Below are 26,073 nucleotides of genomic sequence, written 5' to 3' on the forward strand. Positions count from 1 at the left end.
ATAAATATAAAACCCAATCGAAAGATTGGGTTTTTTTGTGGTCTGTTTTTAAAAATTAATTACGATACGGACTAAACTAAAAAAATCTAAATGCTTTTAAACAAATAGGCTTTTATGGAGTAATATTTTATTTCCTAAATTTCTTTAAATCAGAAACTGAATGGAAAAATGATTTATTTTAATTCCTTTCATTTTTATCTTTATTCAGGAAAGCGTCCCAACCTTGAGCATTCAACGGAATTAGTTCGCTACTTCCTCTTGCTACTAAATAATTTCCCTGATCCAAATCTACAGCGTGACCGATAATCGTGAAATCCGGGTGATTTTTAATTTTCTCAAAATCTGCAGGTGCGATGGTAAATAATAATTCATAATCCTCACCGCCACTTAAGGCACACATCACAGGATTTAAGTTCAATTCTTCGGCAGTAGAAATCGTTAAAGAATCCATCGGGATTTTTTCTTCGTAGATTCTGAAACCAACTTTACTTTGATCCGATAAATGCAAAGTCTCAGAAGACAAACCGTCAGAAACATCAATCATAGAAGTTGGGTGAATATCCAGTTCTTTCAAAATTTTCTTAATGTCTGTACGTGCTTCCGGCTTCAATTGTCTTTCAAGAATATAATCGTAACCTTCCATTTCGGGTTGCATATTCGGATTCGCTAAAAACACCGCATGTTCTCTTTCCAGAATTTGTAAACCCATGTAGGCACCACCTAAATCGCCTGTTACCACAAGTAAATCATGGGGCTTCGCACCATTTCTTTTTACTAAGTTTTCAGAATGCTCTAATCCGATTGCAGTAATTGTAATAACTAAACCAGAAGTAGAACTCGTGGTGTCTCCACCTACTAAATCGACTTTGTAATGTTTACAAGCCAAGGCAATTCCGGCATAAATTTCTTCCAGCGCTTCCACCGGAAAACGGCTGGAAATCGCGAGTGATACAAGAATCTGAGTTGGAACCGCGTTCATTGCAGCAACATCACTAAGGTTCGTCACTACCGCTTTATAACCCAAATGTCTTAAGGGAACATAACCTAGATTAAAGTGAACGCCTTCCGCCAGGACATCACTTGTAACCACGACTTTCTGACCTTCCGGATTAATTACCGCACAGTCATCACCGATAGAAACTTCCGTAGAAGGATTTACAAAACTAAAGTTTTCGGTAAGATGTTTAATCAAACCAAATTCACCATAAGTTGAAATGGGAGTTAACTCAGGATTTTTATCTTCTAACATATTTTTAATTTAAATTTTGGGAAATTACTCCGCAGTTTTTTCGTCTTTATCTTTTTTCCAGGTAAAGGTGCCTTTCTTGTGAAACGCTTCCACATTTTCAGGCTTAAAAGGCAAATCCTTCAGGTCTTGTCTGGTCAAAACTTTTACATTTTTACCTTTGAACTCATTCATCACTTCCAAAACATCATCAGGCGGTGTTGTTGATTTTCTTAACATAGTATCGATCCAAACTCCCGTTGCTTCGGCAGTTGCGCAATGTGTACCATCGGGCAAATAAAACTTATGAACGAATTGGTAAATACTCGCATCTTCCGACATTCCAGCAATTTCTAAGGAAACGAAAACCGTTTGATCCGCGTAAATTTCCTTAAAAAAAGAATACCGCTCATGTAAAATTACCGGTCCAATTCCCCAATAACTTAATTCTTTTAAACCCATTTTATGCGTGTTCATAAACGCCATTCTGGTTTGTGCGCAATACATCACGTAAGAAGAATTTGCCAAGTGTTTGTTGGCATCGATATCGCTCCAGCGAACCTCGAATTTATAATGATAATCAGACATTTTTAATATTTTTATTTGGACGCCTTATCCGCCTTCCACTCCCAATCTTTTTTACCCAGGCTATTGCCTGTGCAAAAAAAAGGATTTCCGTTCAAGTCGGGGCGCAGATTTCGCTTCGATTAAAGCATTATTTATAATTAACAAAAATAAGCATTAATGATGGTTTAGAAAAATAGTATTTTTGCAACTTATTATGGCAAAAAAGAAAATCATCATCATCGGTGGCGGCGCGGCAGGATTCTTCTGTGCTGCGAATCTCGACGAAACGAAGTTTGAAGTAATCATTCTGGAGCAAAATTCTGACGTCTTACAAAAAGTAAAAATTTCCGGTGGCGGCAGATGCAACGTTTCTCACGCCTGTTTTGATCCGAAAGAATTGGTGCAGTTTTACCCAAGAGGAAATAAAGAATTGTTAAGTGTCTTTCACAAATTTCAACCCGGCGACACCATGGAATGGTTTGAACAACGAGATGTTTCGTTGAAGATTGAAAACGATAACCGAATTTTTCCGGAAAGCAACTCTTCGCAGACGATCATTAACACATTAGAGGAAGAAGTCGTCAAAAAGAATTTTCAAACGCACACCAAATCTGTCGTTTTAGAAATTGCAGAAAAAGGAAATCAATATTTAATTACGACAAACACAATTACCTATTGGGCTGATTATATTGTCTATACAACTGGAAGTTCACCCAAGTCTTTGAAAATGATTCAAGGTCTCGGTCATAAAATTGTAGAACCCGTTCCTTCTCTTTTTACTTTTAATATTAAAAATGATACTTTAAAAGATTTAATGGGAACAAGTTTTCCTTATGCTGAAGTTTCAATCCCACAATTAAAAATGGATGAATCCGGACCGATGTTGATTACGCACTGGGGACTTTCCGGGCCTGCGATTTTAAAACTATCGGCATGGAAAGCACGTGAACTTGCAGAACTAAAATATCAGTTTGAAATCATCGTCAATTTTTTAGGAATCGACATAGAAACGGCTGAAGAAACTTTTAAAAACTTCCGACAGGATCATCCAAAGAAAACTATTGGCAGTTCAAAAATATTCGAAATCACGACGCGATTTTGGCACCGGATTCTTTGGCTGTCAAAAGTGGATTTAGATAAAAATATTTCTAATATTTCCGGACAGGAACTTCAGAAAATTCTGCAACATCTTTGCGAGAACAAAATGAAGGTCAATGGAAAATCAACCTACAAGGACGAATTTGTGACGGCCGGCGGAATAGATTTAAAAGAAATTGATTTTAAAACCATGAAATCAAAAATGCTTCCTCAATTTTATATTGCCGGAGAAGTTTTAAATATCGACGCAGTTACCGGTGGATTTAATTTCCAGGCATGCTGGAGTGAAGCCTGGTTAATTGCGCAGGATTTAAATTCGAGTCAATTTTAAATTCAGAGAAAATCAGTCCTGTAAACATTAATTTTATTAAATTTGGACAAATTAAAAAAAGAAATGAAAAATATATTTGCTTTCGTCTTATTCCTTTTGTTGTTGACCTCGTGTCAAACACGTGTGGTAAGTCTTCAGAAACCAATGCAAAATAATTCCCTCGAATTGTACCAAAAATACACCATTCAAACCAATGATGCGAAAGTCATCAAACTTGAAGTTTTAAAATTAGATGACGAAAATATCTACGGAAAACTAAAATCCGGGGAAGACGTCGTTATTAAGAAAAGCGACGTGCGGGAAGCGAAGAAATTAGATTTATTTTCTTCTGTAGTAGTCGGTCTGGCTGCAATTGCTGCTGTAATTTTTGTACCGATTTAAGTTGAAAACTTTTACATATAAATAAGCCATCTCGTTTTGAGATGGCTTATTTTTTTTGAATCATCATTAAAAAATAGTCTATTTCTTTTCTAAATTCTTTTGCATCCTTTCTACAAACTCATACGCAGCCGGACAAATCAAAGTATTTTTGATGGTCAAATTATTAATTTGATAGATTTTTTTTCGATCAGTATGTGGAAATTCCCGACAGGCTTTTGGCCGCACTTCGTAGATTGAGCAGGTATTATCATCATTTAAAAACCAACACGGAAGAGTTTGTAAAACAAGATCCTGATCTTCATCCGTCTGAAGGAATTTATCTTCGAAATCTGCAACTTTCATTTTGAGATGTTTGGCAATTCGCTCTACATCTTTTGATGTAAAAAGGGGGCCAGTTGTTTTGCAGCAGTTCGCACATTGCAGACAGTCGATTTTCTCAAAAACCTCATCGTGTGTTTCCTGCACGATATAATCAAGATTCTTGGGTGGTTTTTTCTTCAGGCCTTCCAGAAATTTTTTGTGTTCTTTCTGTTTTTGAAGGGCCTGAATTTTATAGAAATCTAAGTTCATAATTTGCTAAATGGAATAAGGAGTGTAAGAATCTATTAAATCCAGATTTAAAATTGTTTTTTTTTGACCTTTCGATGGTGCATACATCATGTTGAACTTTTGTGCAAAGATAATTTCTTTGTGATGAGATGAATAAGAAGTCCGCTGTACAACCGTATTCGAAAAAACTTCATCAAAGGCCCGAATGTGAGCAAAGATTTCTACATCCATTGTTTCAAAGTTTTCTTTCGTCAATTCAAAAAAGGGCGAACTTTCATCGATTTTATGAACCACGGTCCAGTTGAGAGAAAGCGTATTAATTTTGTTGATCTGCGTTCTTAATGTAAAGAACTTGCTTTTTAATTCGCCTTTCTCATCTGCATCTTCTATGGCACAAGTGAGGATTACCTGAGCATCTGTTAAAAGATTATTTTTAAAAGGTGCCATTCTAAACATCAAAGCAGAACTTCCTTCAAACGGAACAATCAAAGCGATTTTACTAAATTTCAAATAAGCGCGCGGGCGGGAAAATCTTCCGTAAAATAATCCTGTTGCAATGGCAAACCCCAATAATCCAAGAAACGCTTCGAAGGTTGCCAACATGCTGGCCAAAAAACCGACAGGTGCAATACGGCCATATCCTACAGTGGTAAATGTTTGGGAACTGAAAAAGAAAACATCGGTAAACTCATTGAAAGGCGTACTTTCATCGATGCCGGTAAGATGCTCAATCCCAATAGCATAATAAAGCAGGGCGAAAAAGATATTCGCAATTATATAACCCGTAATTAAAAGTAGAATAAACTTCCAGGAAGGTAAATCGAGCATGGTATGATACCAACTGTATTTTTGTAAAGGATTTGATAAACCGGCTCTTCTGACGTTTGGCGTTCCGTCTTTGTGTATGAATCTACCGCTGGCATTGGAACTGAAGCCAGTGTCATCGCGAGATTCTAAATGGGAAAGTCTACTTTTTAAAATTGCCATAGTGCAAAATTAGTTGAAAATGAGGAAACTGAAGTTTATTTTATGCGAAATCTGCGGCCGTGATAGAAGCGGTTACCCCACAGTGAACCGGCGAAACGAAGTGGAGCCGGTGAGAGAGGAGTAGGAGCGGATAGCACGAATTGTCCGCCCCAAAAAAAAACAATGATTGTAGTCATAAATCAAACCTGAAAATTTTGACTAATTTTGACCTATGAAAAATTTGGAAACGCGACAGGATATTGAGGATTTGGTGAATCGTTTTTATGACAAAGTTCAGAAGGATGAGACGATTGGATTCTTTTTTAATGACGTGGCAAAGGTAGATTGGTCGCACCACTTGCCGAAGATGTATTCTTTTTGGGAGACGCTTTTATTTGGACAGATTTCTTACAAAGGAAATCCCATGGCGATCCACTTCCCTATCAATGCGCAGGTTCCGATGGAGAAATCTCATTTTCAACATTGGGTGAAATTGTGGACTGCGACTGTGGAAGAAAACTTCACGGGTGAAATGGCTGATCTGGCAATTTACAAAGCCACGAATATTGCAAATTTAATGGGTCATAAAATGGAAGTTGCCAGAAAAACCCGTTAAATGATTTTCGGCGTGGATTTCCAAAGTCAGAAATTCTAAAAGAAAGATTCTATTTAATTCTTCCTTTTAAATAATCCTGACGAAGATTTTCATCTAATCTTTCGATGGCATACCGAAGAGAAGTACGTGGCATTATTTGATAATGAAGATTCAGAAAATCTAAAAGTTGCTGTTCATCTTTTTTACCCATTTCGCGCAAAAGCCAGCCATTTGCTTTATGCATTATGTCGTGTTCGTGATTTAAGTTTTTGATTGCCAGTTTTTTAAGCAAGTCAAATGAACCTTTTTTCACGTGAAACATTGTTGAAACTACGGCAATTCTTTTGCTCCAAAGATTTTCTTCGTCCGATAAGTTGATGAGAATTGAATCATCTTGATTTTCAAAACAATAGCGTCCTAAAATTTTATAACAGGAAGTATCGACCAAATCCCAATTGTTAATCTGTTTCTTATTTTCTAAATAAAACCCGACTATTTCTTTTTTCTCCTCGTGATTTGTCGATTTCTCAAATTTTGAAACTAAGATAAATAATGCGCAATGCCGGTGTTCGTGAATGGGTGAAGATAAAAGTTCTCCCAATTCAGTTAATGAAATTTTATTCCAATATTCTTTAGCAACCTTTCTTTGGTCGGGAACAGTAACGCCAATGAATTGATCACCTTCAGCATATTCGCCTTTCCCCGCTTTAAAAAATTTGGGCAGAAATTCTTTCTTTTTTATAATGGAAAGTTCTTGTAGCGCAGATTTTATTTCATCAATCATTTAGAAAATTGTTTCGCCTGTTAGCGTGGTGAATTTTTCCAGGAACTTCATGCCACGGTAGGAATTCCCTTTTGGATTAAGTTTCGGACTCCAAACCGCAATGCAATATTTCTGGGGTAAAATCGCAATAATTCCTCCTCCTACTCCACTTTTTCCGGGCAGACCAACAAGAAAAGAAAACTCGCCTGATTCATCATAGAAACCACAGGTCAGCAAAATCGCATTAATTCTTTTGGCTTTCAGGAAAGGTAAAACGTGGGTATTATCAGACGGTTTTCTACCGCCATTTGCAAGGTATAAAAAACTTTTACTCAACTGTTCGCAAGTCATTTCTATAGAACAAAGATGACAGTACAGATCAATAACCGCCGTAGGTCTGTTGTGAATATTGCCAAACGATTTCATAAAATTACACATAGCCGTATTTCTGAAACTGTTCTCTATTTCACTTTGAGCAACCTTTTCATTAATGAAAATCTGATCATCTTCCGCGAGATTGCGAATAAATTCGAGGAGTTTCTCTTTTGGGTTTTCGCAGATCTCCAATAAGATATCACAAATAACGAGCGCCCCAGCATTGATGAACGGGTTTCGTGGAATTCCGTGGTCAGCCTCTAGCTGAAGCAAAGAATTAAAGGGATTTCCCGAGGGTTCCACATCGACTCTTTTCCATAGTTTTTCACCCAATTCTTCATAAACAAATGACAGCGCAAAAACTTTAGAAATACTTTGAATGGAAAATTTCTCCCGGAAGTCGCCACATCCAAAACTATTCAGATTTAAATCGGTATAATTAACGCCAAATTTGCTTTCTTCAATGCAGGCAATTTCCGGAATGTAATCGGGAACCTTGCCTATATTGGGCTTTGCTAAGATCTCTTCGTAAACATTTGAAATAATTCTTTGATAATCAGGTTTCATAAAGTTTATAGAATTAGGGTTAAAAAAAATGCTTAAAATTAATCAAGCATTTTTTTAAAGTGCGCTATCGCCTTATATTTTAATCTTCGGATTTTTCTGATTCTGTTTCTTCCGCTTCCTCATCATGATACTCAAACAAGAAGTCATTGTACGGGAATCTGGCCGTATGAATTTTCAAAACCTCTTCGTAAATCATCTTCTTCATTTCCGGGAAATTCTCTTTGTTTAAAGCAGAAATAAATACCGTCGGATATTGGGATTTTGACATCCAGGTTTTCATCCATTCATCTAGAGAAATGTTTTTTCGGGTTTCCGGAGTTAAATCGTCTTCCTCTTTTTTCTCGTAAGCAAAGGCATCAATTTTATTAAAAACCATGATCATCGGTTTTTGATGCGCATTGATTTCCATTAAAGTTTGATTTACCGAATTGATGTGATCTTCGAAACTCTCATGCGAAATATCAACAACGTGAATCAATAAATCTGCTTCCCGAACTTCGTCCAAAGTTGATTTAAAACTCTCTACCAATTGAGTCGGAAGTTTTCTAATAAACCCAACCGTGTCTGTTAATAAGAAAGGTAAATTCCCAATAACCACTTTTCTTACCGTTGTGTCTAAAGTTGCAAATAATTTATCTTCAGCGAAAACATCAGATTTGGAAATGGCGTTCATCAAAGTAGATTTCCCCACATTGGTATAACCTACCAACGCAACACGAACCATTTTACCACGGTTCTGCCTTTGCGTCGCCATCTGTTTATCGATGGTTTTTAGTTTATCCTTTAATAACGTTATTCTGTCTCGAATAATCCTTCTGTCGGTTTCAATTTCTGTTTCTCCCGGACCACGCATTCCAATTCCCCCTTTTTGCTTATCAAGGTGAGTCCACATTTTGCTCAATCTTGGGAGTAAGTATTGATATTGAGCAAGTTCCACCTGAGTTCTTGCGTAAGACGTTTGGGCTCTTTGGGCAAAAATATCAAGAATCAAATTGGTTCTGTCGAGGATTTTAACGTCTTCCATTTCTTTTCCAAGATTCTTCAATTGAGAAGGCGAAAGTTCATCATCAAAAATTACGGTTCCTATTCCGTTTGATTTTACATATTCTTTTATTTCCTGTGCCTTTCCACTTCCAATAAAAGTTTTAGGATCCTGTTGCGTCAATTTCTGAATGAATCTTTTGTCGACTGAGGCCCCTGCAGTTAACGCCAGGAATTCTAATTCGTCAAGATATTCAAAGAGTTTTTCTTCACTTTGATTTTGAGTAACTAAGCCGACTAATACGGCTTTTTCGTATAAATGTTCTTTTTTGTCTAGCATAAATTTCCTTTCGGCATTTGTACAAAGATAATACTTTGATTTTACCATTAAAAAATCTCAGATAAAATAACCGGAGATTTTTATAAATATATTTTAATTTTTAATCCCAGTCAGCAGCCACGAACTTCATTTTATTTCCGCTTGCGTTGCTTAATGTTAAATAATGTCCTTCTATTTTATAATTGGTCATTGTTGGAAGTGCTTTCGCAAAGGCAGATTCTAAATCCATTGCTTTATCACAAAACATCATTGTACTTCCGATTTGTGAAAACTTCACCGTTCCATCTGCATTAAAATTTGCTGAACCAAACATATTGTTACAGCCCATATTTGCAGAAAATTTTCCGGGTTCGTTTTGATCAGTTAAATTAAGATTTGCCTTGTTGCTCATCATTAGTTCTTTACTAAAATCCTGAAATTCTACTAACATCCATTCGCGTTTTGTGTTTTCAGGTACTTTGGTTTGAGCCGTACAGTTCGACAATAACAAAAGTCCGAATACAGCAATAAAGCCTATCAATAATTTTTTCATTTTTAAAAATTTCCTTTTACATTACTATATCTGTGCCATCCATTTTTATATATTTGAATTTAATTTTATCATGACAAAAGATGTTATTTCGTTCAAAACAGTGATTTTGCAAAGTGGTGATATTAATGCTGCTTATATTGAATGTCCGTTCTCTACTGAAGAATACTTTGGTAAAAAAGGACTGGTGAAAATTAAAGCAATCTTTGATGGTGAAGTTGAGTACCGCGGAAGTTTAGTTAAAATGAAAAGTGATTATCATACTTTGGGTTTAACTCAGGAAATCCGGAACCAACTTGGTAAATCTTTTGGTGATAAAGTTTCTATAAAACTTTGGGAAGATAAAGAAGAAAGAACGGTAATTATTCCAGATGATGTTATACTTGTTTTTAATGAAAATTTAAAGGCAAAAGAATTATTTGATGCCATAAGTTATACGCATCGGAAAGAGTATATTCGCTGGATTGTAGAGGCGAAAAAACCAGAAACCCGAGAAAAAAGAAAAGTAAAAATGATTGAACTGATCTTAGCAAGAAAAAAAGGAATTTAATGAAAGAAACAAAAAGACTTGAAACAGAACGACTTATTCTAAACCTGGTAAAAACACAAGATGCTGCATTTATTCTGGAACTTTATACCTCACCGAACTTCATCAAATTTATTGGCGACCGGAATCTGCGCACTGTTGACAATGCCGAAAATTACATTAAAGAGAAATTTCTACCTCATGTAGAAAAACATGGATTTGGAAGTTTCGTAATTATACGGAAATCCGATAATAAAAAGATCGGTAATATTGGAATTTATGTGCGTGATGGTTTAAATGTTCCAGATATCGGCTTTTCTTTTCTACCTGAATTTGAAAGAAAAGGCTATGGTTATGAAGCATCAAAAAAATTAATGGAAGTTGCCTTTTCGGAATTTGGTTTAAAAAAGATTTCTGCAATTACCACCCAAGAAAATATCGCTTCCCAAAAACTCATCGAAAAACTTGGCCTGAAATACCATTCTACTGTTCACCTTCCTGATGATCCGGAAGATTTGTCGTATTATGAAACCGATCATATTGTTTAAAAATAAAGGACACCTCTTTTGAAGGTGTCCTTATTATATGTATAAAAACCTTTTAGTTCGGTTTCCAGTCCACTACCGCTCTAATAAATGCTTCTGCATTTTCTAACGGAATATTTGGTAAAATCCCGTGTCCAAGATTGGCGATGTAACGGTCTTTCCCGAAACGGTTGATCATTTCTGTTACCATTTTCGTGATGGTTTCTGGTGAAGAGTTTAATCGGTTAGGATCAAAATTCCCCTGTAAAGTCATCGTATGATTGGTTAGTGTTCTTGCTAATTCTGGAGTAATTGTCCAGTCAACACCCAAAGCAGAAACTTTAGATAAAGTCATTTCTTCCAAAGCGAACCAACATCCTTTACCAAAAACTACAACGTGAGTTAATGGACTTAGGGCTTCTACAATCTGGTTGATATAAGGCCAGGAGAAAATCTGGTAATCTTCCGGTGACAACGATCCGCCCCAAGAATCAAATACCTGAACAGCCGAAACACCTTTCTCTACTTTTCTTTTCAGATACGCGATCGTAGTATCGGTGATTTTCTTTAATAATAAATGGGCTGCTTCCGGATTTCTGAAACAGAAACTTTTAGCAACATCCCACGCTTTAGAACCTTTACCTTCGATGCAGTAGCAAAGGATTGTCCATGGTGAACCAGCAAAACCAATTAATGGAATATCATTGTCTAGTTTAATCAAAGTCAATTCGATAGCATCAAAAACGTATCCTAAGGTTTCATTAACATCAGGAACTTCGATATTTTGAACATCTTCTAAAGTACGGATTGGTTTTTCTAACCAAGGACCAACTCCTTCTCTCATCTCGAAATCCATTCCCATCGCTTGGGGAACAACTAAGATATCCGAGAACAAAATCGCGGCATCCAAAGGATATCTGCGAATCGGCATCATGGTAATTTCCGACGCTAATTCTGGCGTACGGCATCTGGTGAAGAAATCATATTCATCACGCATTGCACGGAATTCAGGCAAAAATCTTCCTGCCTGTCTCATCATCCAAACCGGCGGACGTTCTACTGTTTCGCCTCTTAATGCCTTTAAATATAAATCGTTTTTAATCATAATCTTTAAATAAAATCAGAAACCGAAGTTTCTTAATGGCAGTTTAGGGCTGCTCCTTCTTTTTTTATCAATTTAAGCAAAGCACTTAGATCATTGTCTTTGCCCGTAAATACTTGCTGGGTGGTATGTTTTTTAACTTCTGCTTCAGTCGTTTCGCCAATGGCGTAGATTTGCTGAAAATCTAATTTATTATTCTTAACGAAACTGCGAACGCCACTCGGGGAGAAAAACGCAATTGAGTCGTAATTCTTTTCCAGTTTAGGATACAACAATTCAGTTTCATAAACAACTACTTTCTTGTAAGCGATATTTTGCAACGGTAATTTTTCCTGAAGAATATCTAAAGCCAGATTTCCACAAAAGTGAAGAAACTTTTCTTTTCCACAATTGTCTACAATAAATTCTGAAAGTTCTTTTGCGTTTTTTTTGGTTTTAAAAACTCCAAAACCATATTTCCGCAAGTGTGCTTTGGTTTTCTTTCCGACACAATAAATTTTGTTAAAATTTTTGTCCGCAAAGTTTTCATGCGGTTTAAAACCATTTTTGAAAAATGACTCTACTCCATTTACACTGGTAAAAACCAAAGATTTATTTCCCAACGAGAATGGTGCAACGTCAAGAAGATTGATCTTGATAACCTCTAAGTAATCAGTTGAAAATTCCGCTCCAATAATTTTAGAAACTTCTTTTTCATCCAATTTTTTTGTAAACAGAATATTCATTAAAAATATTTATCAATAATTAAAATACTGTTGCGTATTTTATTGCAAATGCAATTTAATCTCGTGCATCAACTCTTTTCCACCGGCTTCTAAAATTATTTGAGCCATTTTCTGACCAAAATTTTCTACTTCATTCCAGGTAAAAACCTCATCGATTTCCAGGCAGTTTTTTCCATCTAGGGAACATAACCGTCCAATGAAGCGAACTTCACTTTTATCATTAATTTCTGCAAAAGCGCCAATTGGTGCAGTACAGCCGCCTTCAAGAGTTCTTAAGAAATTTCTTTCAATATCAATACAAATCTGAGTTTCGCGATGGTTTACGTCTTTGAAAAGTTCTTTAATTTCATGATCGTCACTTCTTCCACAAACTGCAACAACTCCTTGGGCCGGCGCCGAAATCATCATCGTAAGAAACTCATAATCAATAGGCAAGCCCATTCTTTCAATTGCTGCCAATGAAAATAAAGTCGCATCAAATTCCTGATCTTCTAATTTTTGAAGGCGTGTTTGCACATTTCCACGGATATCAAAAAATTCTGTTTCCGGATAATGTTTTGCCCAAAAAGCGCGACGTCTTAAACTGCTGGTCGCAATTTTCAGTTCGTGCAATTCTTTATCGTGGGAAGTAGATTTTCTTACCAACACATCTTGCGGATAATCACGTTTTAGAACAGCGATAATCTCTAGGTTTGCAGGCAATTGAGTTGGTATATCTTTTAAAGAATGAACAGCGATATCAACTTCTTTATTAAGTAAAGCGATATCTAAATCTTTGGTGAAAACTCCGGTAATACCCATGGCATAAAGAGGTTCCGTCAAATTTTTATCTCCTGTTGAAACAATTGGAGTAATATCGGTTTTGTAATTATTGTTTTGCAAATTACGGGCAACTTCCCTCGCTTGCCACAATGCCAGCGGAGAGTTTCGTGTACCAATTTTAATGCTTCTCATTGAACTCTTTATTTGGTTGTTCTACTAAAATCTCGTGCATTAATTTACTAATTTCTTCGGCTTTCCAAGGATTATCGATGATGTATTTTGCAAAACGGTTCGTGATCTTCTGAATCATTTTATCAGAAAGTTGCATATCATCTACCTCAATATATCGATGTTTTTTGTGAATTTTATGCATTTCATTTCGCTCCATATTCTTCAGCACTGCTTTGAAGTGATGAATATTTGGGGCGAGTTTTCTCTTCTTTTCCCATTCCAGAAAATCCTTGCTCATTTCTTTAATGATTTCCTCGGCCTTTGGAATTTCTTTTTGCCGCTGAGCCATGGTTTCGTTGATATGAAGAGACAACTGATCAACATCGACCAAACTTACATTTTCATTTTCCATTACATCTTTCGCCACATTATTTGGAATCGAGAGATCAATGACTAAAGTTTCTTTGCCATTAGGAAAATGCATTTTATTAATAATCGGATGCTGCGCTCCTGTTGCTACAATCAGAATATCTGTTTTCTCCAATTCTTCCTGAAAATTATCAAATTCAATATAAGGGATTTGATATTTTTCAGCAATTTTTTCGGCTTTATCAGCAGAACGGTTGGCGATTTTTACTTTTGGTTTATAAACATGTTTCACCAAATTCTCTACGGTATTTTGACCGATTTCCCCAACGCCAAGAAGCAAGATATTTTTATCCGAAATTTGGTTCTGATTTTTTAAGATATAATGAACTGCAGCATAAGAAACTGAGGCTGCTCCATTAGAAATACCCGTTTCATTTTTAATCCTTTTGGAAATCTGAATTGCAGAGTTAATGGCTCTTTCCAAAAAAGGGTTCGCGTTTTTCTTTTCTTTTCGAAATCTGTGATAGGCATTCTTAATCTGTCCAATGATTTCGAAGTCTCCAATTATTTGGCTTTCTAAACCTGCCGCTACACGAAAAAGATGATTGAGTGCTTCCTCATGTTTTAGAATTTGAACATATTGCATGAAATCGGTAATGCTGACTCCAACTATTTTGCAATATAATTCCGCAATCAAAAGATAGTTTTGAGTGGTCGTATAAATTTCAGTTCTATTGCAAGTGGAAACCACGAAAGCATCACCCAAATTCATGTCGTGAATTTCGGTAACAAAATATTTTACATTCTCATCAAAAAAAGCAAATTTACCCCGTATTTCGGCATCAGCTTTTTCAAAACTGACACTAAGAACGGCAAAATTAGCGGTTTTATGAATGTTATTTTCCTTAATCATGAGCAAACGCAAAATTAAGGTTTTAAATTGAATTGGTGAAGCATATTACATATGAAAATTATCAGTATAATCTATGAATTTTTCCCAATAAATCCTAAATTTTTATTAAAAGTGAAATATTTTGGTAATTAAAATGTTATGATAGAATATTCTTTAAATTTTAATAAAATTTTAACCAAAATTACTACCGATGTAATTTTTAGAACGGTTCTAAATTTATATCTTTGTACACTTTAAAAAATTAGCATAAAAATGGGGTTATTTGATATGTTCACGCAGGATATTGCGATTGACTTAGGAACAGCGAACACACTTATCATACACAATAATAAAATTGTAGTTGATCAACCCTCGATTGTAGCGATTGAGCGCTCAACGGGGAAACCAATTGCAGTTGGGGAGAAGGCAAAACACATGCAGGGGAAAACCCATGAAGACATCAAAACGATTAGACCTTTGAAAGATGGCGTAATTGCTGATTTTCATGCGTCTGAACATATGATAAAAGAGTTCATCAAACAAATTCCTGGCATCAAAGGGAAATTTTTTCAGCCGACTTTAAAAATTGTAATTTGTATTCCTTCAGGTATTACTGAAGTTGAAAAAAGAGCAGTAAGAGATTCTGCACAAAAAGTAAACGCGAAAGAAGTTCGTTTGATTTATGAACCAATGGCTGCAGCAATTGGAGTTGGAATCGATGTACAGAAACCAGAAGGAAACATGATCATCGACATAGGTGGTGGTACGACAGAAATTGCAGTTGTTGCTCTTGGAGGAATCGTTTGCGACAAATCTGTAAAAATTGCCGGCGATGTATTTACCAATGATATTGCATATTACCTAAGAACGCATCATAATTTATACATTGGCGAAAGAACTGCAGAGAGAGTAAAAATCGAAGTAGGTTCTGCCATCGAAGATTTAGATGTAGATATTGAGGATATTCCAGTTCAAGGTCGTGATTTAATTACAGGTAAACCAAAAGAAATTATGGTGAACTACAAAGAAATCGCACGTGCTTTGGATAAATCAATTGTAAGAATCGAAGATGCAGTTATGGAAACCCTTTCTTTGACTCCACCAGAATTGGCGGCTGATATCTACAAAACAGGAATTTATCTTGCCGGTGGTGGCGCACTATTAAGAGGACTTGCAGACAGGCTTCACAAAAAAACTGGTCTTCCGGTTTTTGTAGCTGAAGATCCATTAAGAGCGGTAGTTCGTGGAACAGGAATCGCTTTAAAGAACATGGATAAATTCAACTTCTTAATTAGATAATTAATAAACTTTTACGAAATTAACGGATGGGATTTTTGCTGAGATTACTTTCGAAGAACGGTTTATTCGTCTTCTTTATATTTCTGCAACTCATTGCTATTGTGTTGATTTTCAGCAGAAACTCAATGCAACAGTCGTGGATTGCTGGGCAATCTGCTGCGTTTAATTCTTGGGTTTCGGGGTATATCGATGAAGGTGCTTCTTACCTTAAACTGAAGCAAACCAATGAACAGTTAGTTGCTCAAAACAAAAGTTTAATGCAGGAACTTTACGGTAAAGATGCGGCAAATCATCCAGAATTTAGAAAAGTACATGACACCATCGGAGGCGGCCAAATTTATACTTTTGTTGATGGCGACATTGTTTTCAACAGCATTAACCGAAAAGATAATTATTTCACTATTAATCGCGGACTAAGAGATGGCGTTTTACCAAAAATGGGTGTAATGGCTCCAGGCGGAATTGCCGGAATCGTTATTAACAGTACCGACTCCTATTCTTTGGTACAATCGATTTTAAGTTTAAATAAAATTAAAATTAATGCTGCCCTTAAGAAATCTGGCTATTTCGGGACGCTAACCTGGCGCGGTGATGATTCTAGAATTATGCATTTATCAGATATCCCCAAATATGTTCCGCTTCAAGTAGGCGACACCATTGTAACCGATGGAAAGTCTGCTATTTTTCCACAAGGGATTATGGTCGGAAAAATTGCCGGGTATGAAGTTGACAGTAAAACTGGTTTCTGGGATATTTCTGTAGAGTTAAGTGAAAAAATGGGAAACCTCAGCAAAATATATGTGGTTAAAAATCTAAAAAAAGCAGAAGTTCGTAAAATTGAAGACACTTTGCAAGCGACCATAAAAAGAGAAAAATGATAAGTAGAACGCTCTTTACAGATATCTTCATTATTGTTTTGCTCCTGGCATTACAAATTTTTGTGTTGAACAGAATCACGCTTTTCGGGAAATATACTCCAGTTCTCTATCCGGTTTTCGTATTGTTTTATCCGTTCTTTAGAAATAAATATCAGTTTCTGGCTTTAAGTTTCATCTTAGGTTTAGGTGTGGACTGGCTACTGTATACTGGTGGAATTAATGCCTTTGCGACCGTTACTATCGCTTATTTCAGAACCGTAATTTTCAGAACTTCGACTGATACTTCGACTGATTTCTTCTCTTTCCAATCTTTACAATGGACGCAATTTTTACTCTTTATTTTTATGAGTATTTTCATCCATCAAGCACTGGTGCAATATCTGGAAATCTTTAAATTCAGTAGTTTCTTTGATATTTTACTGAATGTTTTGGCAACAAGTGCCATTTCATTTATATTTATCATCATTTACGCACTGGCATTTAAAATCAAACAAAAAGTTTGAAACCGAAAAAATAATTTATCAAAAAAATAATGCTTTCTTTGACATTGAGGTTACATATGTCCTCTAGAAAATAAAAAGCACATATGAAATCACAATTTTTAAAAATTACCGTTCTTCTCTCTGTTATTGCTATAATTTTTATAGCTCGGCTTGCATATTTACAATTGTTTACCGATCGTTATGCGTTGAATGCTGCAAATACCTCCATCAAAACGGAGTACATTATTCCGCAGCGTGGAGTAATTTTTGACCGAAATGGAAAAATCATGGTGGGCAATCAGCCATCTTACGAAATTTCTTTTACAGCGGCATTATTAAAACCTGACTTCGATACTTTGGATTTCTGTAATTTACTTAAAATAAGTAAAACCGATTTCATCAAAACAGTTAATTCCATTAAAAGCGAAAAATATTATTCGAAATTAACTCCAATGACTTTTATGAAAAATCTAAGTCGGGAGGATATTGCGAGAATTCAGGAAATCATTTTTAAATATCCAGCATTTAATATTGTATCCAGACCACAAAGACAATATGAAGTTTCTACATCGGGAAACCTTTTGGGTTATACGAATGAAGTTAATGAGCGAGAATTAAAGAAAGATTCCATCTACTATCTTCCAGGTGATTTCATTGGAAAAACAGGAATAGAAAAATCTTATGAAAAGGAACTTCGCGGTGAAAAAGGAGTTCGTTATGTTCAAAAAGATATTCGTTTAAGAAGCATTGGCTCCTATAAAAACGGAGCTTTGGACAAGGATGTGATTACCGGTAAAGATATTACCCTCACCATCGATTACGATTTACAAAGAATGGCGGAGGAAATGCTGGTGAACAAACAAGGTGCAATTGTCGCAATCGATCCTACGAATGGAGAAATTTTAGCATTGGCCACTGGTCCAGACATTGATCCCAACCTTTTTTCAGGTCCAGAAAAGACCAGAAATCTTTATCGCTTGCAAATGGACACTGTTTATAATAACCGTCCAACTTTCGACAGATCTCTGCAAGCGGCTTATCCGCCAGGTTCAACTTTTAAATTACTTACGGCAGCGGCGGCAATGCAAATGGGTGTGATGGATGAAAACACCGTTTTCCCTTGTGGTGGCGGATTTAACTATCGTGGTTTGAGAGTCAAAGGTCATGGCGGTGCAGACCCTTTGATTCCCGCAATTCAAGTTTCGAGTAACTGTTATTTTTCTTATGCATTTATTGCCATTATGAATAAATATCCGGGTGATCCAACCCGAGGTGTTAATGAGTGGAAGAAAATCATGAGCAGTTTCGGTGTCGGGGAATTTCTTAATAATGATTTAGCAGTTGGCTCCAAAGGTAGAATTCCAACTGGCGAATTTTATGAAAAAAGAAGTGGCGGTAAAAAAGACTGGACTTCTGCTTACACTATGAATGGTTCTATTTTTAATGGGATGGGACAAGGTGATGTATTATTAACTCCTCTGCAAATGGCAAATTCAATTGCGGCAATCGTGAACCGCGGCTGGTATTTTACTCCTCATATTGTAAAATCAATTGATGGGAAACCCAATCCAGACCCTCGATTTAAAGTAAAACACAAAACCTTAGTAGATCCTAAACACTTCGATCCAATTATTAAAGGGATGGAAGCAGTAGTTCTTCGCGGAACTGCAAGAAGTTTAAAATCTAATGACTTTACAATGTTAGCAAAAACAGGAACCGCTCAGGTTCCGCAAGGAAAAGATAACTCAATTTTCGTTTTAGCAGCACCTGCAGATAAACCGAAAATCGTAATTGCTGCGGTAATGGAACATGCGGGATTTGGAGCAACCTGGGCAGGACCTGCCGCAGCAGTAATTGCAGAAAAATATTTAACAGGTGACTTAAAACGTGAACATCTTTATAAAAAATTGGTCAACGCCAGTTTCATGCCTGAATATAAAAGACAATGGGACGCAGAACTCAAGAAGAAAGGTCTTTATAAAGAACCAAATAAAGATTCTGTTAATTTAAAAACTCTTGAAGATCAATTGCGCACCGTAAAAGATGCTGACAAAAAAAATAAACTTCTGTATAAAAGAGATTCTATTGTACAGAAATTAAAAAATACCGTAAAGAAATGAAGTGGGCACAAGGCATTGACAAATTAGGTCTCTCTCTCTATCTTTTACTCTGCATTTTCGCGGTAGCAAACATCTATAGTGTAGAACCTTCGAGCGGCACCAGACAAGCTGTTTGGTTAGGCGTTTCTATATTTGTCGGCATTATCATATTTTTTATGAGGGCCAAGTTTTTCGAAAATATGTCTGGCTTAATTTATATTGCGGGCGTACTTTTACTTGTCGGTTTATTTCCATTCGGGACCGAAATTCTGGGACAAAAAAACTGGTATAAATTCGGTGCTGTGAGTTTACAACCTGTAGAATTTGCTAAAATTGGAACAGCATTAATGCTTGCCAATTACGTTTCCGGACCCGATTTTAATCTGAAATATAAAAAATCAATATGGACTTCTTTAGGAATTATAGGGGTTCCAGCGATCGTTGTATTAATGATTCCAGATGTTGGTTCTCTGCTTGTATTTATTGCGTTTTTCATCGCACTTTTTCGGGAAGGAATGTCGGGTTGGGTATTCGGGGTAGGATTAATTTTCGCAAGTGTATTCTTGGTAGCACTCGCAATTGACGCTCTGTATGTAGTGATTGCGATTGTTTTAATAACTGCAGTAGCACTTTTCCTAAACTCCCATAAAATACACTGGAATGTTTTATCGGTAGCCGCAATTATTGGTGGCGTTGGAATCTTAAGCGGTTTAGCATTTGGAGCACCGACTATTTTAGAAAAACTACCTAAACACCAAAGAGAGCGAATTGAGGTTTTATATAAAGGAGAAAGGGCATTCCGAGATACTTCCGGTTACAACCTACTCTACTCTAAAACTGCAATTGGCTCGGGCGGATTTTTCGGTAAAGGTTATCGTGAAGGTTCAGTAACGCAAGGCAAATTCGTACCAGAACAAAGTACAGATTATATTTTCTGTACCGTTGGCGAAGAGTGGGGATTTTTTGGAAGCGCAATGCTTGTGATCCTGTACTCTGTTTTCATCGGTAGAATTTATTACCTCTCTGAAAAGCAAAAATCAGCGTTTAACCGCGTATTTGGATATAGTTTTGCTTCGATATTGTTGATGCACTTTTCGATTAATTTAGGAATGGTGATGGGTCTTTTCCCCACCGTAGGAATACCCCTTCCATTTTTCAGTTATGGTGGAAGTTCGCTTTTAGCATTTTCTATGATGACGTTTATCTTCTTTAAACTGAATTACACGGATCGAAATAGTTTGGTTTAAGATCTGAGTAATGAAAAAACAGGTAATCTAATTTTATTTTCTAATCAAATCAATTAGAAATTACTTCTAAATAAAAGAGCAGTTGGCTTTAATTCAAACTTGATATTGGTTTGGGTTAAAGCCAATGTTTTTTATTCAGTTAAATTTTTGAGAAAATCCGATTCAAATTAAAAACCTTTGATAAGTTTATTTACAGACTACTTTAAAAATAAAGTTAATGGAATGCTGTGCAAATAGACTACTCAGTAAGGAGTTTTTAAGTGAACTTTGTAATCCTTCTAAAGCAAAGTCCTTTTAAGATGGTAAACGCTTGTTATTTTAGTCCCGATTGCAGTGGAAATCCCAGAATGAGGTGCGAGCAAAGCGAGTGACCGAAATGAGGAATTGAAACGAAGAGCGGGGAGGGTTTTGTACGATAGCGAAAATCTTATTACTCATAAAAAAAACAGCGCTGAATTTTAAGCATAAAAAAGCCACCTTTAAAGAAGATGGCTTTTTTTTAAAAATATCAATTATCTATTTTTAATTATTTGCGAAGTTGTCATTATAAGAATCCTGGGATAAAACTCTTTTGGCAAATCTGAACTTTGGACCCCAATAAGAGTCGGTTAGTGAAGAAATCATCACTCCTTTTGAAGTGGCTGCATGAATAAATTTAACGCTCCCATCTTCGCTCACACTTTCTACAATTCCTACGTGAGAAATTCTACCTTTACCGTGTGAGAAGAAAACTAAGTCTCCTTTTTGAAGGTCGCTTTTATCTACTTTCTCTCCTTCTTGTGCTTGGGAAGCTGCTACTCTTGGCAAACTCATTCCGGCGCTTGCACCGAAAACTGATAATACGAATGCGGAACAGTCAATTCCCTTTCTGGTCATTCCACCATATCTATAAGGAGTTCCTAAGTAAGATTCTGCTTCGGTTAAAATATCATCTATTTTTTTTGCGAAACGAATTGTCTTTGAAATCTCTTCGTTTTTAGCTACCGCTTCTAAAGTTTTGGCAGTTGCCAATTGTTCATTTTTGAAGCTATTTAATAACTGGTCTTTTGCTAATGCAAGTTTCTTATTGTCGACTGATGCTAGTTTGGCATTTGATTTGTACTCATTAGCGTAGGTTGTTGGTGCTGAAACTACATAGTTGGTTACACAAGACTGTAAGGAAAATGTAGCAAAAACAGCGGCACAATAAAACAAAACTCTTTTCTTCATATATCTTTGATTACCTGTGTTAAACACAATATTTATTTGTAAAAAGCAATACAAAAGTAGGTATTCGAGTAAAAACGAGGGTGAAAACACCCAATCTGATTTACTAATTTAACACATTTTAACATTATTATATCTAATGTTAAAGAAGTATTCACCGCAATCCCTCTATTTCAGGGATTGCATTTTTATTTATATTAAGATTTATTAACATTTATGTTTTAAATCTATATCATATATCGAATTCCTCTATAAAGTGTAAGTTGAAAGAGTTTGTTAAAGGAAAAGCCCCAATAAATGGGGCTTTCAGTTTATATGACGGATATTTTATTTTGTAAACAGAAGTTCTCTGTACTTTGTTAACGGCCATAATTCATCGTCAACCATCATTTCTAACTCATCTGATGAATTCCTAATTTTTGCAAAGTAAGGAATAACTTCATCACAGAAAGAGTTCGCAATTTCACTTGAATCACCTTTAGATTTAGCATTTTCAATTGCGGTCAGAAGATTTTCTACCTCCACTTTAATCGTACCAACGTGACCGGAAATCGATCGGATCAAACTCATCTGTTCCTTTGCTAAGGATTGAAACTCATCGTCACCAAAAATTTCTTTTAATCCTTTCACATTTTCAATAAGACGATTTTGATATTTAAGCGCGCAAGGAATAATATGGTTTCTGGCGATATCTGCAATCACCCTTGCTTCAATAGCAATTACAGAGGAATATTTTTCTAACTTAATTTCATTTCTTGCTTCCATCTCACGATGGGTATAAATGCCGAGTTCTTCAAATAAAGCAACGAATTTAGGATCCAACTCTCTGCTCAAAGCTTGTGGAGTGGTTTTTAAGTTATTAAGTCCTCTTTTTGCGGCTTCGATTGCCCACTCTTCTGAGTAACCATCGCCTTCAAACATAATATTTTTAGAAACCTTGATGTATTCTCTCAATACATTGAAAATCGCTTCATCCTTTTTCAATCCACTTTCTACCAAAGCATCTACCTCTTTTTTGAAAGTTTTAAATTGTTTGGCAGCAATTGAATTCATTACCGTCATCACTTCTGCGCAATTTGCAGAAGATCCTACTGCTCGGATTTCAAATTTATTTCCGGTAAAGGCAAATGGTGAAGTTCTGTTTCTATCGGTATTATCTAATAAAATATTAGGGATTTTACCAACTACATTTAATTTAAGATCTGTTTTTTCTTCTGGGGAAAGTTTTCCATCGGTTACTTTTTCCAACTCCTCTAAAACACTGAATAACTGTGAACCGATAAAGGCAGAAATAATCGCTGGCGGCGCTTCATTGGCTCCCAATCGGTGATCGTTTCCAGCAGATGCAATACTTACTCTTAATAAATCTGCATAATCGTGAACGGCTTTCAAAGTATTGACAAAGAAGGTAAGGAACTGTAAATTCTTTTTAGGATTTTTTCCTGGACTCAAAAGGTTTTCGCCTGTATCTGTGGCCAAACTCCAGTTATTATGCTTTCCACTTCCGTTAACACCCGCGAAAGGTTTTTCGTGAAATAAAATATGGAAATGATGTTTGTGAGCAACTCTGGCCATTAAATCCATTAATAATGAATTGTGATCCACCGCAACATTCACTTCCTCAAACATAGGTGCTAATTCAAACTGGTTGGGTGCAACTTCATTATGACGGGTCGTTACGGGAATTCCCAGTTGTATTGCTTTAATTTCCAACTCTTTCATAAAGTTCATCACCCTAGTAGGAATAGAACCAAAATAGTGATCATCTAATTGCTGCCCTTTCGCCGGCGAATGTCCCAAAAGTGTTTTCCCCGTAATTACCAAATCTGGCCTGGACTGATATAAAGCAGAATCCACTAAGAAATATTCCTGCTCCCAACCTAAAGTCGGACTTACCTTGGTTACATTTTTATCAAAATAAGAACGGCAAATATCTGTTGCTGCTTCATCTACAGCATTTAATGCTCTAAGCAAAGGCGCTTTATAATCTAAAGTTTCACCCGTGTAAGAAATAAAAATTGAGGGAATACAAAGCGTTGTCCCCATAATAAAAGCCGGAGATGTAGGATCCCACGCAGTATAACCACGCGCTTCAAATGTATTTCTGATTCCTCCATTTGGGAAAGAAGAAGCATCGGGTTCCTGCTGAATAAGCATGCCACCAGAGAATCTGTCAATCGCACGATCACTTTCAAAAGGAGTAAAAAACGAATCATGCTTTTCCGCAGTAGATCCGGTTAAGGGCTGAAACCAATGGGTATAATGAGTAACTCCTCTACTTAATGACCAATCTTTCATGGCAACTGCAATCTGGTCGGCAACATCCCGCTGAATTTTCACGCCGCTTTTAATTGCGTTTTGAATGGAGGTGAATGCTTCTTTCGTCAAATACTCTCTCATCGTTTCTTCGGAAAAAACATTTTCACAAAATAACGATGATAATTTTGCCGGTACTTCCACGGCATTCTCTTTTCTAAAATCCTTTTGAGAAATTAACTCTAGTGCTTTAAATCTTAAACTTGACATTGTAGGGTGTTTTTTGTGGGGTAAAATTACAAAAAATATAAAAACAAAATACAAATTACTTATTTTTTATAGGGGTCATTTAAAAATATTATCATTTTATGTAAATCAATCATCTTTTATTATCATTAATAGAACCCATAATAAGTAACAAATCCTTAATTAAATTAACCTCATCAACAAATTATACCGCCAATCAACATTAACAAATCATTAAATACACACTCAATGCAATGAACAAAGTATAAATAAGAACAAATTCCTTATATTTGTGTGAAATTTTACAATATGGTAAATTCAAGAGCTAGAGAAACCACTGAAGCAATCGAAAGACTTTACGTTTCTATGCGTCACTTATTCTATCGCGGTTTTTTCAAACCAGCCGGAATCTCCGGAGAAAGTCTTCGGTCATTACTTACAACGATCAACCCGGAAATTTACGGAACAATGGGAGTTCCTAACAAAATAGAGTTAGATGGACTTCTTTATGTTTTAGACAGACTTCCAGAAGGAATTGAAGAATGTTCATTCATTCACCTTACTTCCGATGAAGGTTTCGACAAAGGAAGTTTCGAAGTTATTGTTCCGAAGAAAAGAAGAAGAAACTGTTATCGTATCGACGAACATCAAATGAATATCGAGGTTCTTTTGGGTCGTTCAGAGATTTATGACATTCTTACTCACCTTACTTTCCTTTATATTGAAGCAGATAAAATCCGCAAACTCGCATTTCTTTCTGAAAGAAACGATAAACCAAGCAGAGCCTGGAAAATTATCGAACAAGTTGCAATAGGAAATGAAAAACTAAGCAGAAAAGAAAAAGAAGTTGCCTTGATTCATCTTTCTTCTTTATTAGGAAGAACATTTGATGAAACTTTAAATGCCTATAATAATTTCGGTGACGATAAAAACCCAGACAGACTTTTCAAAATCGTTTATCATTTAGGAAATGAAAGCTTTAACGATTATAAACAAATCAGAGAAAGAGAAGTTCACTTCTCGGCAATTCTTCGTGAAAGAGTTGGACACCACTTCTTTGGAGAAAAGTGGGCGAATAAAGTAAAACAGGTTTTAGCAGAAAACAATTTGCAGATGAGACCTTTGCATATTATTTCAGCCAACATGCACTCTGTAAAAAACATGCTTTTTGCCAATGATTCTATCGGGAAAAAAGTGACGAAGAATGTAGATTACAAAATGTACGAAGAGATTTCGAACAAGAAATCATTACAGGAAAAAATTCTTGCCCATTCACAGGAAGCAGGTTTAATTTATATCGACGATCAAAGTGGAAGCAATATCGATGTTCAAATTATCGATCTTTCTAAAATTGATTTGAAAAATACGCCATTTGCAGATTTAAAATATTCTGGGGATGATGTTATTTTGGTTTTCGATTATGCTTTCGGAGAACAGGCATTTGAGGTAATGGACGAACTCTTACGTCCTTATGATTTCAACGGTGAAATCTATACAATGAAGGTGAAATCCATTTCAATTATGGGGAAAGCCGGAATTTTGCAAGGTGGAAAAGGAGATATTATGATTCCTACTTCTCATGTATTTGAAGGAACTGCGGATAATTATCCGTTTGAAAACACTTTGAAATTAGAAGATTTTGTAGATGATGAAATACAGGCATTCGAAGGTGGAATGGTTACCGTTTTGGGAACTTCACTACAGAACAAAGATATTCTAAGATACTTCATGGATACTTCATGGAAAGCGATCGGACTAGAAATGGAAGGCGCACATTATCAAAAAGCAATTCAGGTTGCCTCGAAAATTCGCCACCATATTTCAGAAGATCTTTTTGTAATGTATGCGTATTACGCTTCAGATAATCCTCTGGAAACAGGTTCTACCCTATCTTCGGGTGGTTTAGGTTTGACCGGAGTGAAGCCGACTTACTTGATCACATTAAGAATATTAGAGAAAATTTTGAAAAGTGGAATGACTTCTAAAAAATAATCTTTAATTAAAGAAATAAAGCAAACCCTT

Annotated in this window: 25 protein-coding genes; 11 read left to right on the plus strand and 14 right to left on the minus strand. The window is 36.0% G+C overall.

Features of this window, described 5'->3' with window-relative positions:
- Positions 1-178: 178 nt before the first annotated feature.
- Positions 179-1,249: a thiamine-phosphate kinase gene (thiL, locus tag PUH65_RS01940; RefSeq protein ID WP_305518172.1), complete on the minus strand. Its 1,071-nt coding sequence runs from the start codon at positions 1,247-1,249 to the stop codon at positions 179-181.
- Positions 1,250-1,273: 24 nt separating this feature from the next.
- The gene (locus PUH65_RS01945; RefSeq protein ID WP_305518173.1) at positions 1,274-1,813 is read right to left on the minus strand and encodes a thioesterase family protein; all 540 of its coding nucleotides are present in this window, start codon (positions 1,811-1,813) and stop codon (positions 1,274-1,276) included.
- 193 nt (positions 1,814-2,006) lie between these two features.
- Here PUH65_RS01945 and PUH65_RS01950 point away from each other — a divergent pair, with 193 nt between their 5' ends.
- Positions 2,007-3,221: an aminoacetone oxidase family FAD-binding enzyme gene (locus tag PUH65_RS01950; protein WP_305518174.1), complete on the plus strand. Its 1,215-nt coding sequence runs from the start codon at positions 2,007-2,009 to the stop codon at positions 3,219-3,221.
- Positions 3,222-3,284: 63 nt separating this feature from the next.
- Entirely contained in the window at positions 3,285-3,602 is a 318-nt protein-coding gene (locus PUH65_RS01955) for a bacteriophage spanin2 family protein (protein WP_305518175.1), read from the plus strand.
- Between the two features lie 78 nt (positions 3,603-3,680).
- Here PUH65_RS01955 and PUH65_RS01960 read toward each other — a convergent pair whose 3' ends face one another.
- Both PUH65_RS01960 and PUH65_RS01965 read right to left on the minus strand, forming a co-directional pair.
- Complete coding sequence (locus PUH65_RS01960) at positions 3,681-4,172, minus strand: YkgJ family cysteine cluster protein (RefSeq protein ID WP_305518176.1); 492 nt, start codon at positions 4,170-4,172, stop codon at positions 3,681-3,683.
- 6 nt (positions 4,173-4,178) lie between these two features.
- Positions 4,179-5,138, minus strand: coding sequence for an ion channel (locus PUH65_RS01965; RefSeq protein ID WP_305518177.1), 960 nt, complete (start codon positions 5,136-5,138; stop codon positions 4,179-4,181).
- Positions 5,139-5,349: 211 nt separating this feature from the next.
- Here PUH65_RS01965 and PUH65_RS01970 point away from each other — a divergent pair, with 211 nt between their 5' ends.
- Entirely contained in the window at positions 5,350-5,733 is a 384-nt protein-coding gene (locus PUH65_RS01970) for a group III truncated hemoglobin (protein ID WP_305518178.1), read from the plus strand.
- A 49-nt stretch (positions 5,734-5,782) separates the two neighbouring features.
- On the opposite strand, the gene PUH65_RS01975 is transcribed toward PUH65_RS01970, so the two are convergent.
- The 4 genes from PUH65_RS01975 to PUH65_RS01990 all read right to left on the minus strand — a co-directional run bounded on the left by PUH65_RS01975 (position 5,783) and on the right by PUH65_RS01990 (position 9,270).
- Positions 5,783-6,496 carry a DNA alkylation repair protein gene (locus PUH65_RS01975; RefSeq protein ID WP_305518179.1) on the minus strand — a complete coding sequence of 238 codons (714 nt, stop codon included), beginning with the start codon at positions 6,494-6,496 and terminating at the stop codon, positions 5,783-5,785.
- Positions 6,497-7,417, minus strand: coding sequence for a glutaminase (locus tag PUH65_RS01980; protein WP_305518180.1), 921 nt, complete (start codon positions 7,415-7,417; stop codon positions 6,497-6,499).
- Positions 7,418-7,496: 79 nt separating this feature from the next.
- The gene (gene hflX, locus PUH65_RS01985) at positions 7,497-8,738 is read right to left on the minus strand and encodes a GTPase HflX (protein WP_305518181.1); all 1,242 of its coding nucleotides are present in this window, start codon (positions 8,736-8,738) and stop codon (positions 7,497-7,499) included.
- A gap of 100 nt (positions 8,739-8,838) precedes the next feature.
- Positions 8,839-9,270 (minus strand): META domain-containing protein, encoded by a 432-nt coding sequence (locus PUH65_RS01990; protein WP_305518182.1) that lies wholly within the window; start codon positions 9,268-9,270, stop codon positions 8,839-8,841.
- 70 nt (positions 9,271-9,340) lie between these two features.
- Between PUH65_RS01990 and PUH65_RS01995 the strand changes: the two genes are divergently transcribed.
- Both PUH65_RS01995 and PUH65_RS02000 read left to right on the plus strand, forming a co-directional pair.
- Positions 9,341-9,817 (plus strand): YdeI/OmpD-associated family protein, encoded by a 477-nt coding sequence (locus PUH65_RS01995; protein WP_305518183.1) that lies wholly within the window; start codon positions 9,341-9,343, stop codon positions 9,815-9,817.
- Entirely contained in the window at positions 9,817-10,341 is a 525-nt protein-coding gene (locus tag PUH65_RS02000) for a GNAT family N-acetyltransferase (RefSeq protein ID WP_305518184.1), read from the plus strand. Before PUH65_RS01995 ends, PUH65_RS02000 begins: the two co-directional genes overlap by 1 nt.
- Positions 10,342-10,393: 52 nt before the next feature.
- On the opposite strand, the gene hemE is transcribed toward PUH65_RS02000, so the two are convergent.
- From hemE to hemA, 4 genes are read right to left on the minus strand one after another with little or no spacing between them, the layout of a single operon-like run.
- Positions 10,394-11,422, minus strand: a complete 1,029-nt coding sequence (gene hemE, locus PUH65_RS02005; protein ID WP_305518185.1) for a uroporphyrinogen decarboxylase — start codon at positions 11,420-11,422, stop codon at positions 10,394-10,396.
- Positions 11,423-11,454: 32 nt separating this feature from the next.
- Positions 11,455-12,144: a uroporphyrinogen-III synthase gene (locus tag PUH65_RS02010; protein WP_305518187.1), complete on the minus strand. Its 690-nt coding sequence runs from the start codon at positions 12,142-12,144 to the stop codon at positions 11,455-11,457.
- A gap of 39 nt (positions 12,145-12,183) precedes the next feature.
- Positions 12,184-13,098, minus strand: coding sequence for a hydroxymethylbilane synthase (gene hemC / locus PUH65_RS02015; protein WP_305518188.1), 915 nt, complete (start codon positions 13,096-13,098; stop codon positions 12,184-12,186).
- Positions 13,085-14,359, minus strand: coding sequence for a glutamyl-tRNA reductase (gene hemA / locus PUH65_RS02020; protein WP_305518189.1), 1,275 nt, complete (start codon positions 14,357-14,359; stop codon positions 13,085-13,087). Before hemA ends, hemC begins: the two co-directional genes overlap by 14 nt.
- Before the next feature lie 252 nt (positions 14,360-14,611).
- Between hemA and PUH65_RS02025 the strand changes: the two genes are divergently transcribed.
- The 5 genes from PUH65_RS02025 to rodA all read left to right on the plus strand — a co-directional run bounded on the left by PUH65_RS02025 (position 14,612) and on the right by rodA (position 20,343).
- Positions 14,612-15,637, plus strand: a complete 1,026-nt coding sequence (locus PUH65_RS02025) for a rod shape-determining protein (protein WP_305518190.1) — start codon at positions 14,612-14,614, stop codon at positions 15,635-15,637.
- A 26-nt stretch (positions 15,638-15,663) separates the two neighbouring features.
- Entirely contained in the window at positions 15,664-16,515 is an 852-nt protein-coding gene (mreC, locus tag PUH65_RS02030) for a rod shape-determining protein MreC (RefSeq protein ID WP_305518192.1), read from the plus strand.
- Positions 16,512-17,018, plus strand: a complete 507-nt coding sequence (locus PUH65_RS02035) for a rod shape-determining protein MreD (RefSeq protein ID WP_305518193.1) — start codon at positions 16,512-16,514, stop codon at positions 17,016-17,018. The genes mreC and PUH65_RS02035 overlap by 4 nt, the downstream gene beginning before the upstream one ends.
- A gap of 83 nt (positions 17,019-17,101) precedes the next feature.
- Complete coding sequence (locus PUH65_RS02040; RefSeq protein ID WP_305518194.1) at positions 17,102-19,117, plus strand: penicillin-binding transpeptidase domain-containing protein; 2,016 nt, start codon at positions 17,102-17,104, stop codon at positions 19,115-19,117.
- The gene (gene rodA / locus PUH65_RS02045) at positions 19,114-20,343 is read left to right on the plus strand and encodes a rod shape-determining protein RodA (protein WP_305518195.1); all 1,230 of its coding nucleotides are present in this window, start codon (positions 19,114-19,116) and stop codon (positions 20,341-20,343) included. The genes PUH65_RS02040 and rodA overlap by 4 nt, the downstream gene beginning before the upstream one ends.
- Positions 20,344-20,865: 522 nt before the next feature.
- Here rodA and PUH65_RS02050 read toward each other — a convergent pair.
- Positions 20,866-21,552: a C40 family peptidase gene (locus PUH65_RS02050; protein WP_305518196.1), complete on the minus strand. Its 687-nt coding sequence runs from the start codon at positions 21,550-21,552 to the stop codon at positions 20,866-20,868.
- A 324-nt stretch (positions 21,553-21,876) separates the two neighbouring features.
- Positions 21,877-24,075 (minus strand): glutamine synthetase III, encoded by a 2,199-nt coding sequence (locus PUH65_RS02055; protein WP_305518197.1) that lies wholly within the window; start codon positions 24,073-24,075, stop codon positions 21,877-21,879.
- A 285-nt stretch (positions 24,076-24,360) separates the two neighbouring features.
- Here PUH65_RS02055 and PUH65_RS02060 point away from each other — a divergent pair, with 285 nt between their 5' ends.
- Positions 24,361-26,043, plus strand: coding sequence for a hypothetical protein (locus tag PUH65_RS02060; RefSeq protein ID WP_305518198.1), 1,683 nt, complete (start codon positions 24,361-24,363; stop codon positions 26,041-26,043).
- Positions 26,044-26,073 lie beyond the last annotated feature (30 nt).

This window comes from Kaistella sp. SH40-3, from assembly GCF_030686865.1.
Classification (GTDB): domain Bacteria; phylum Bacteroidota; class Bacteroidia; order Flavobacteriales; family Weeksellaceae; genus Kaistella.

Excerpts from the sequence above, each read along its gene's own strand:
- PUH65_RS01950 (WP_305518174.1), top strand. The coding sequence starts at position 2,007 with ATGGCAAAAAAGAAAATCATCATCATCGGTGGCGGCGCGGCAGGATTC.
- hflX (WP_305518181.1), bottom strand. The coding sequence starts at position 8,738 with ATGCTAGACAAAAAAGAACATTTATACGAAAAAGCCGTATTAGTCGGC.
- PUH65_RS01945 (WP_305518173.1), bottom strand. The coding sequence starts at position 1,813 with ATGTCTGATTATCATTATAAATTCGAGGTTCGCTGGAGCGATATCGAT.
- PUH65_RS02050 (WP_305518196.1), bottom strand. The coding sequence starts at position 21,552 with ATGAAGAAAAGAGTTTTGTTTTATTGTGCCGCTGTTTTTGCTACATTT.
- mreC (WP_305518192.1), top strand. The coding sequence starts at position 15,664 with ATGGGATTTTTGCTGAGATTACTTTCGAAGAACGGTTTATTCGTCTTC.
- PUH65_RS02040 (WP_305518194.1), top strand. The coding sequence starts at position 17,102 with ATGAAATCACAATTTTTAAAAATTACCGTTCTTCTCTCTGTTATTGCT.
- PUH65_RS02055 (WP_305518197.1), bottom strand. The coding sequence starts at position 24,075 with ATGTCAAGTTTAAGATTTAAAGCACTAGAGTTAATTTCTCAAAAGGAT.
- PUH65_RS02010 (WP_305518187.1), bottom strand. The coding sequence starts at position 12,144 with ATGAATATTCTGTTTACAAAAAAATTGGATGAAAAAGAAGTTTCTAAA.
- PUH65_RS01965 (WP_305518177.1), bottom strand. The coding sequence starts at position 5,138 with ATGGCAATTTTAAAAAGTAGACTTTCCCATTTAGAATCTCGCGATGAC.
- PUH65_RS01980 (WP_305518180.1), bottom strand. The coding sequence starts at position 7,417 with ATGAAACCTGATTATCAAAGAATTATTTCAAATGTTTACGAAGAGATC.
- PUH65_RS02035 (WP_305518193.1), top strand. The coding sequence starts at position 16,512 with ATGATAAGTAGAACGCTCTTTACAGATATCTTCATTATTGTTTTGCTC.
- rodA (WP_305518195.1), top strand. The coding sequence starts at position 19,114 with ATGAAGTGGGCACAAGGCATTGACAAATTAGGTCTCTCTCTCTATCTT.
- PUH65_RS02000 (WP_305518184.1), top strand. The coding sequence starts at position 9,817 with ATGAAAGAAACAAAAAGACTTGAAACAGAACGACTTATTCTAAACCTG.
- PUH65_RS01990 (WP_305518182.1), bottom strand. The coding sequence starts at position 9,270 with ATGAAAAAATTATTGATAGGCTTTATTGCTGTATTCGGACTTTTGTTA.
- hemE (WP_305518185.1), bottom strand. The coding sequence starts at position 11,422 with ATGATTAAAAACGATTTATATTTAAAGGCATTAAGAGGCGAAACAGTA.
- PUH65_RS02060 (WP_305518198.1), top strand. The coding sequence starts at position 24,361 with ATGGTAAATTCAAGAGCTAGAGAAACCACTGAAGCAATCGAAAGACTT.
- thiL (WP_305518172.1), bottom strand. The coding sequence starts at position 1,249 with ATGTTAGAAGATAAAAATCCTGAGTTAACTCCCATTTCAACTTATGGT.
- PUH65_RS01960 (WP_305518176.1), bottom strand. The coding sequence starts at position 4,172 with ATGAACTTAGATTTCTATAAAATTCAGGCCCTTCAAAAACAGAAAGAA.
- PUH65_RS01975 (WP_305518179.1), bottom strand. The coding sequence starts at position 6,496 with ATGATTGATGAAATAAAATCTGCGCTACAAGAACTTTCCATTATAAAA.
- hemA (WP_305518189.1), bottom strand. The coding sequence starts at position 14,359 with ATGATTAAGGAAAATAACATTCATAAAACCGCTAATTTTGCCGTTCTT.
- hemC (WP_305518188.1), bottom strand. The coding sequence starts at position 13,098 with ATGAGAAGCATTAAAATTGGTACACGAAACTCTCCGCTGGCATTGTGG.
- PUH65_RS01970 (WP_305518178.1), top strand. The coding sequence starts at position 5,350 with ATGAAAAATTTGGAAACGCGACAGGATATTGAGGATTTGGTGAATCGT.
- PUH65_RS01955 (WP_305518175.1), top strand. The coding sequence starts at position 3,285 with ATGAAAAATATATTTGCTTTCGTCTTATTCCTTTTGTTGTTGACCTCG.
- PUH65_RS02025 (WP_305518190.1), top strand. The coding sequence starts at position 14,612 with ATGGGGTTATTTGATATGTTCACGCAGGATATTGCGATTGACTTAGGA.
- PUH65_RS01995 (WP_305518183.1), top strand. The coding sequence starts at position 9,341 with ATGACAAAAGATGTTATTTCGTTCAAAACAGTGATTTTGCAAAGTGGT.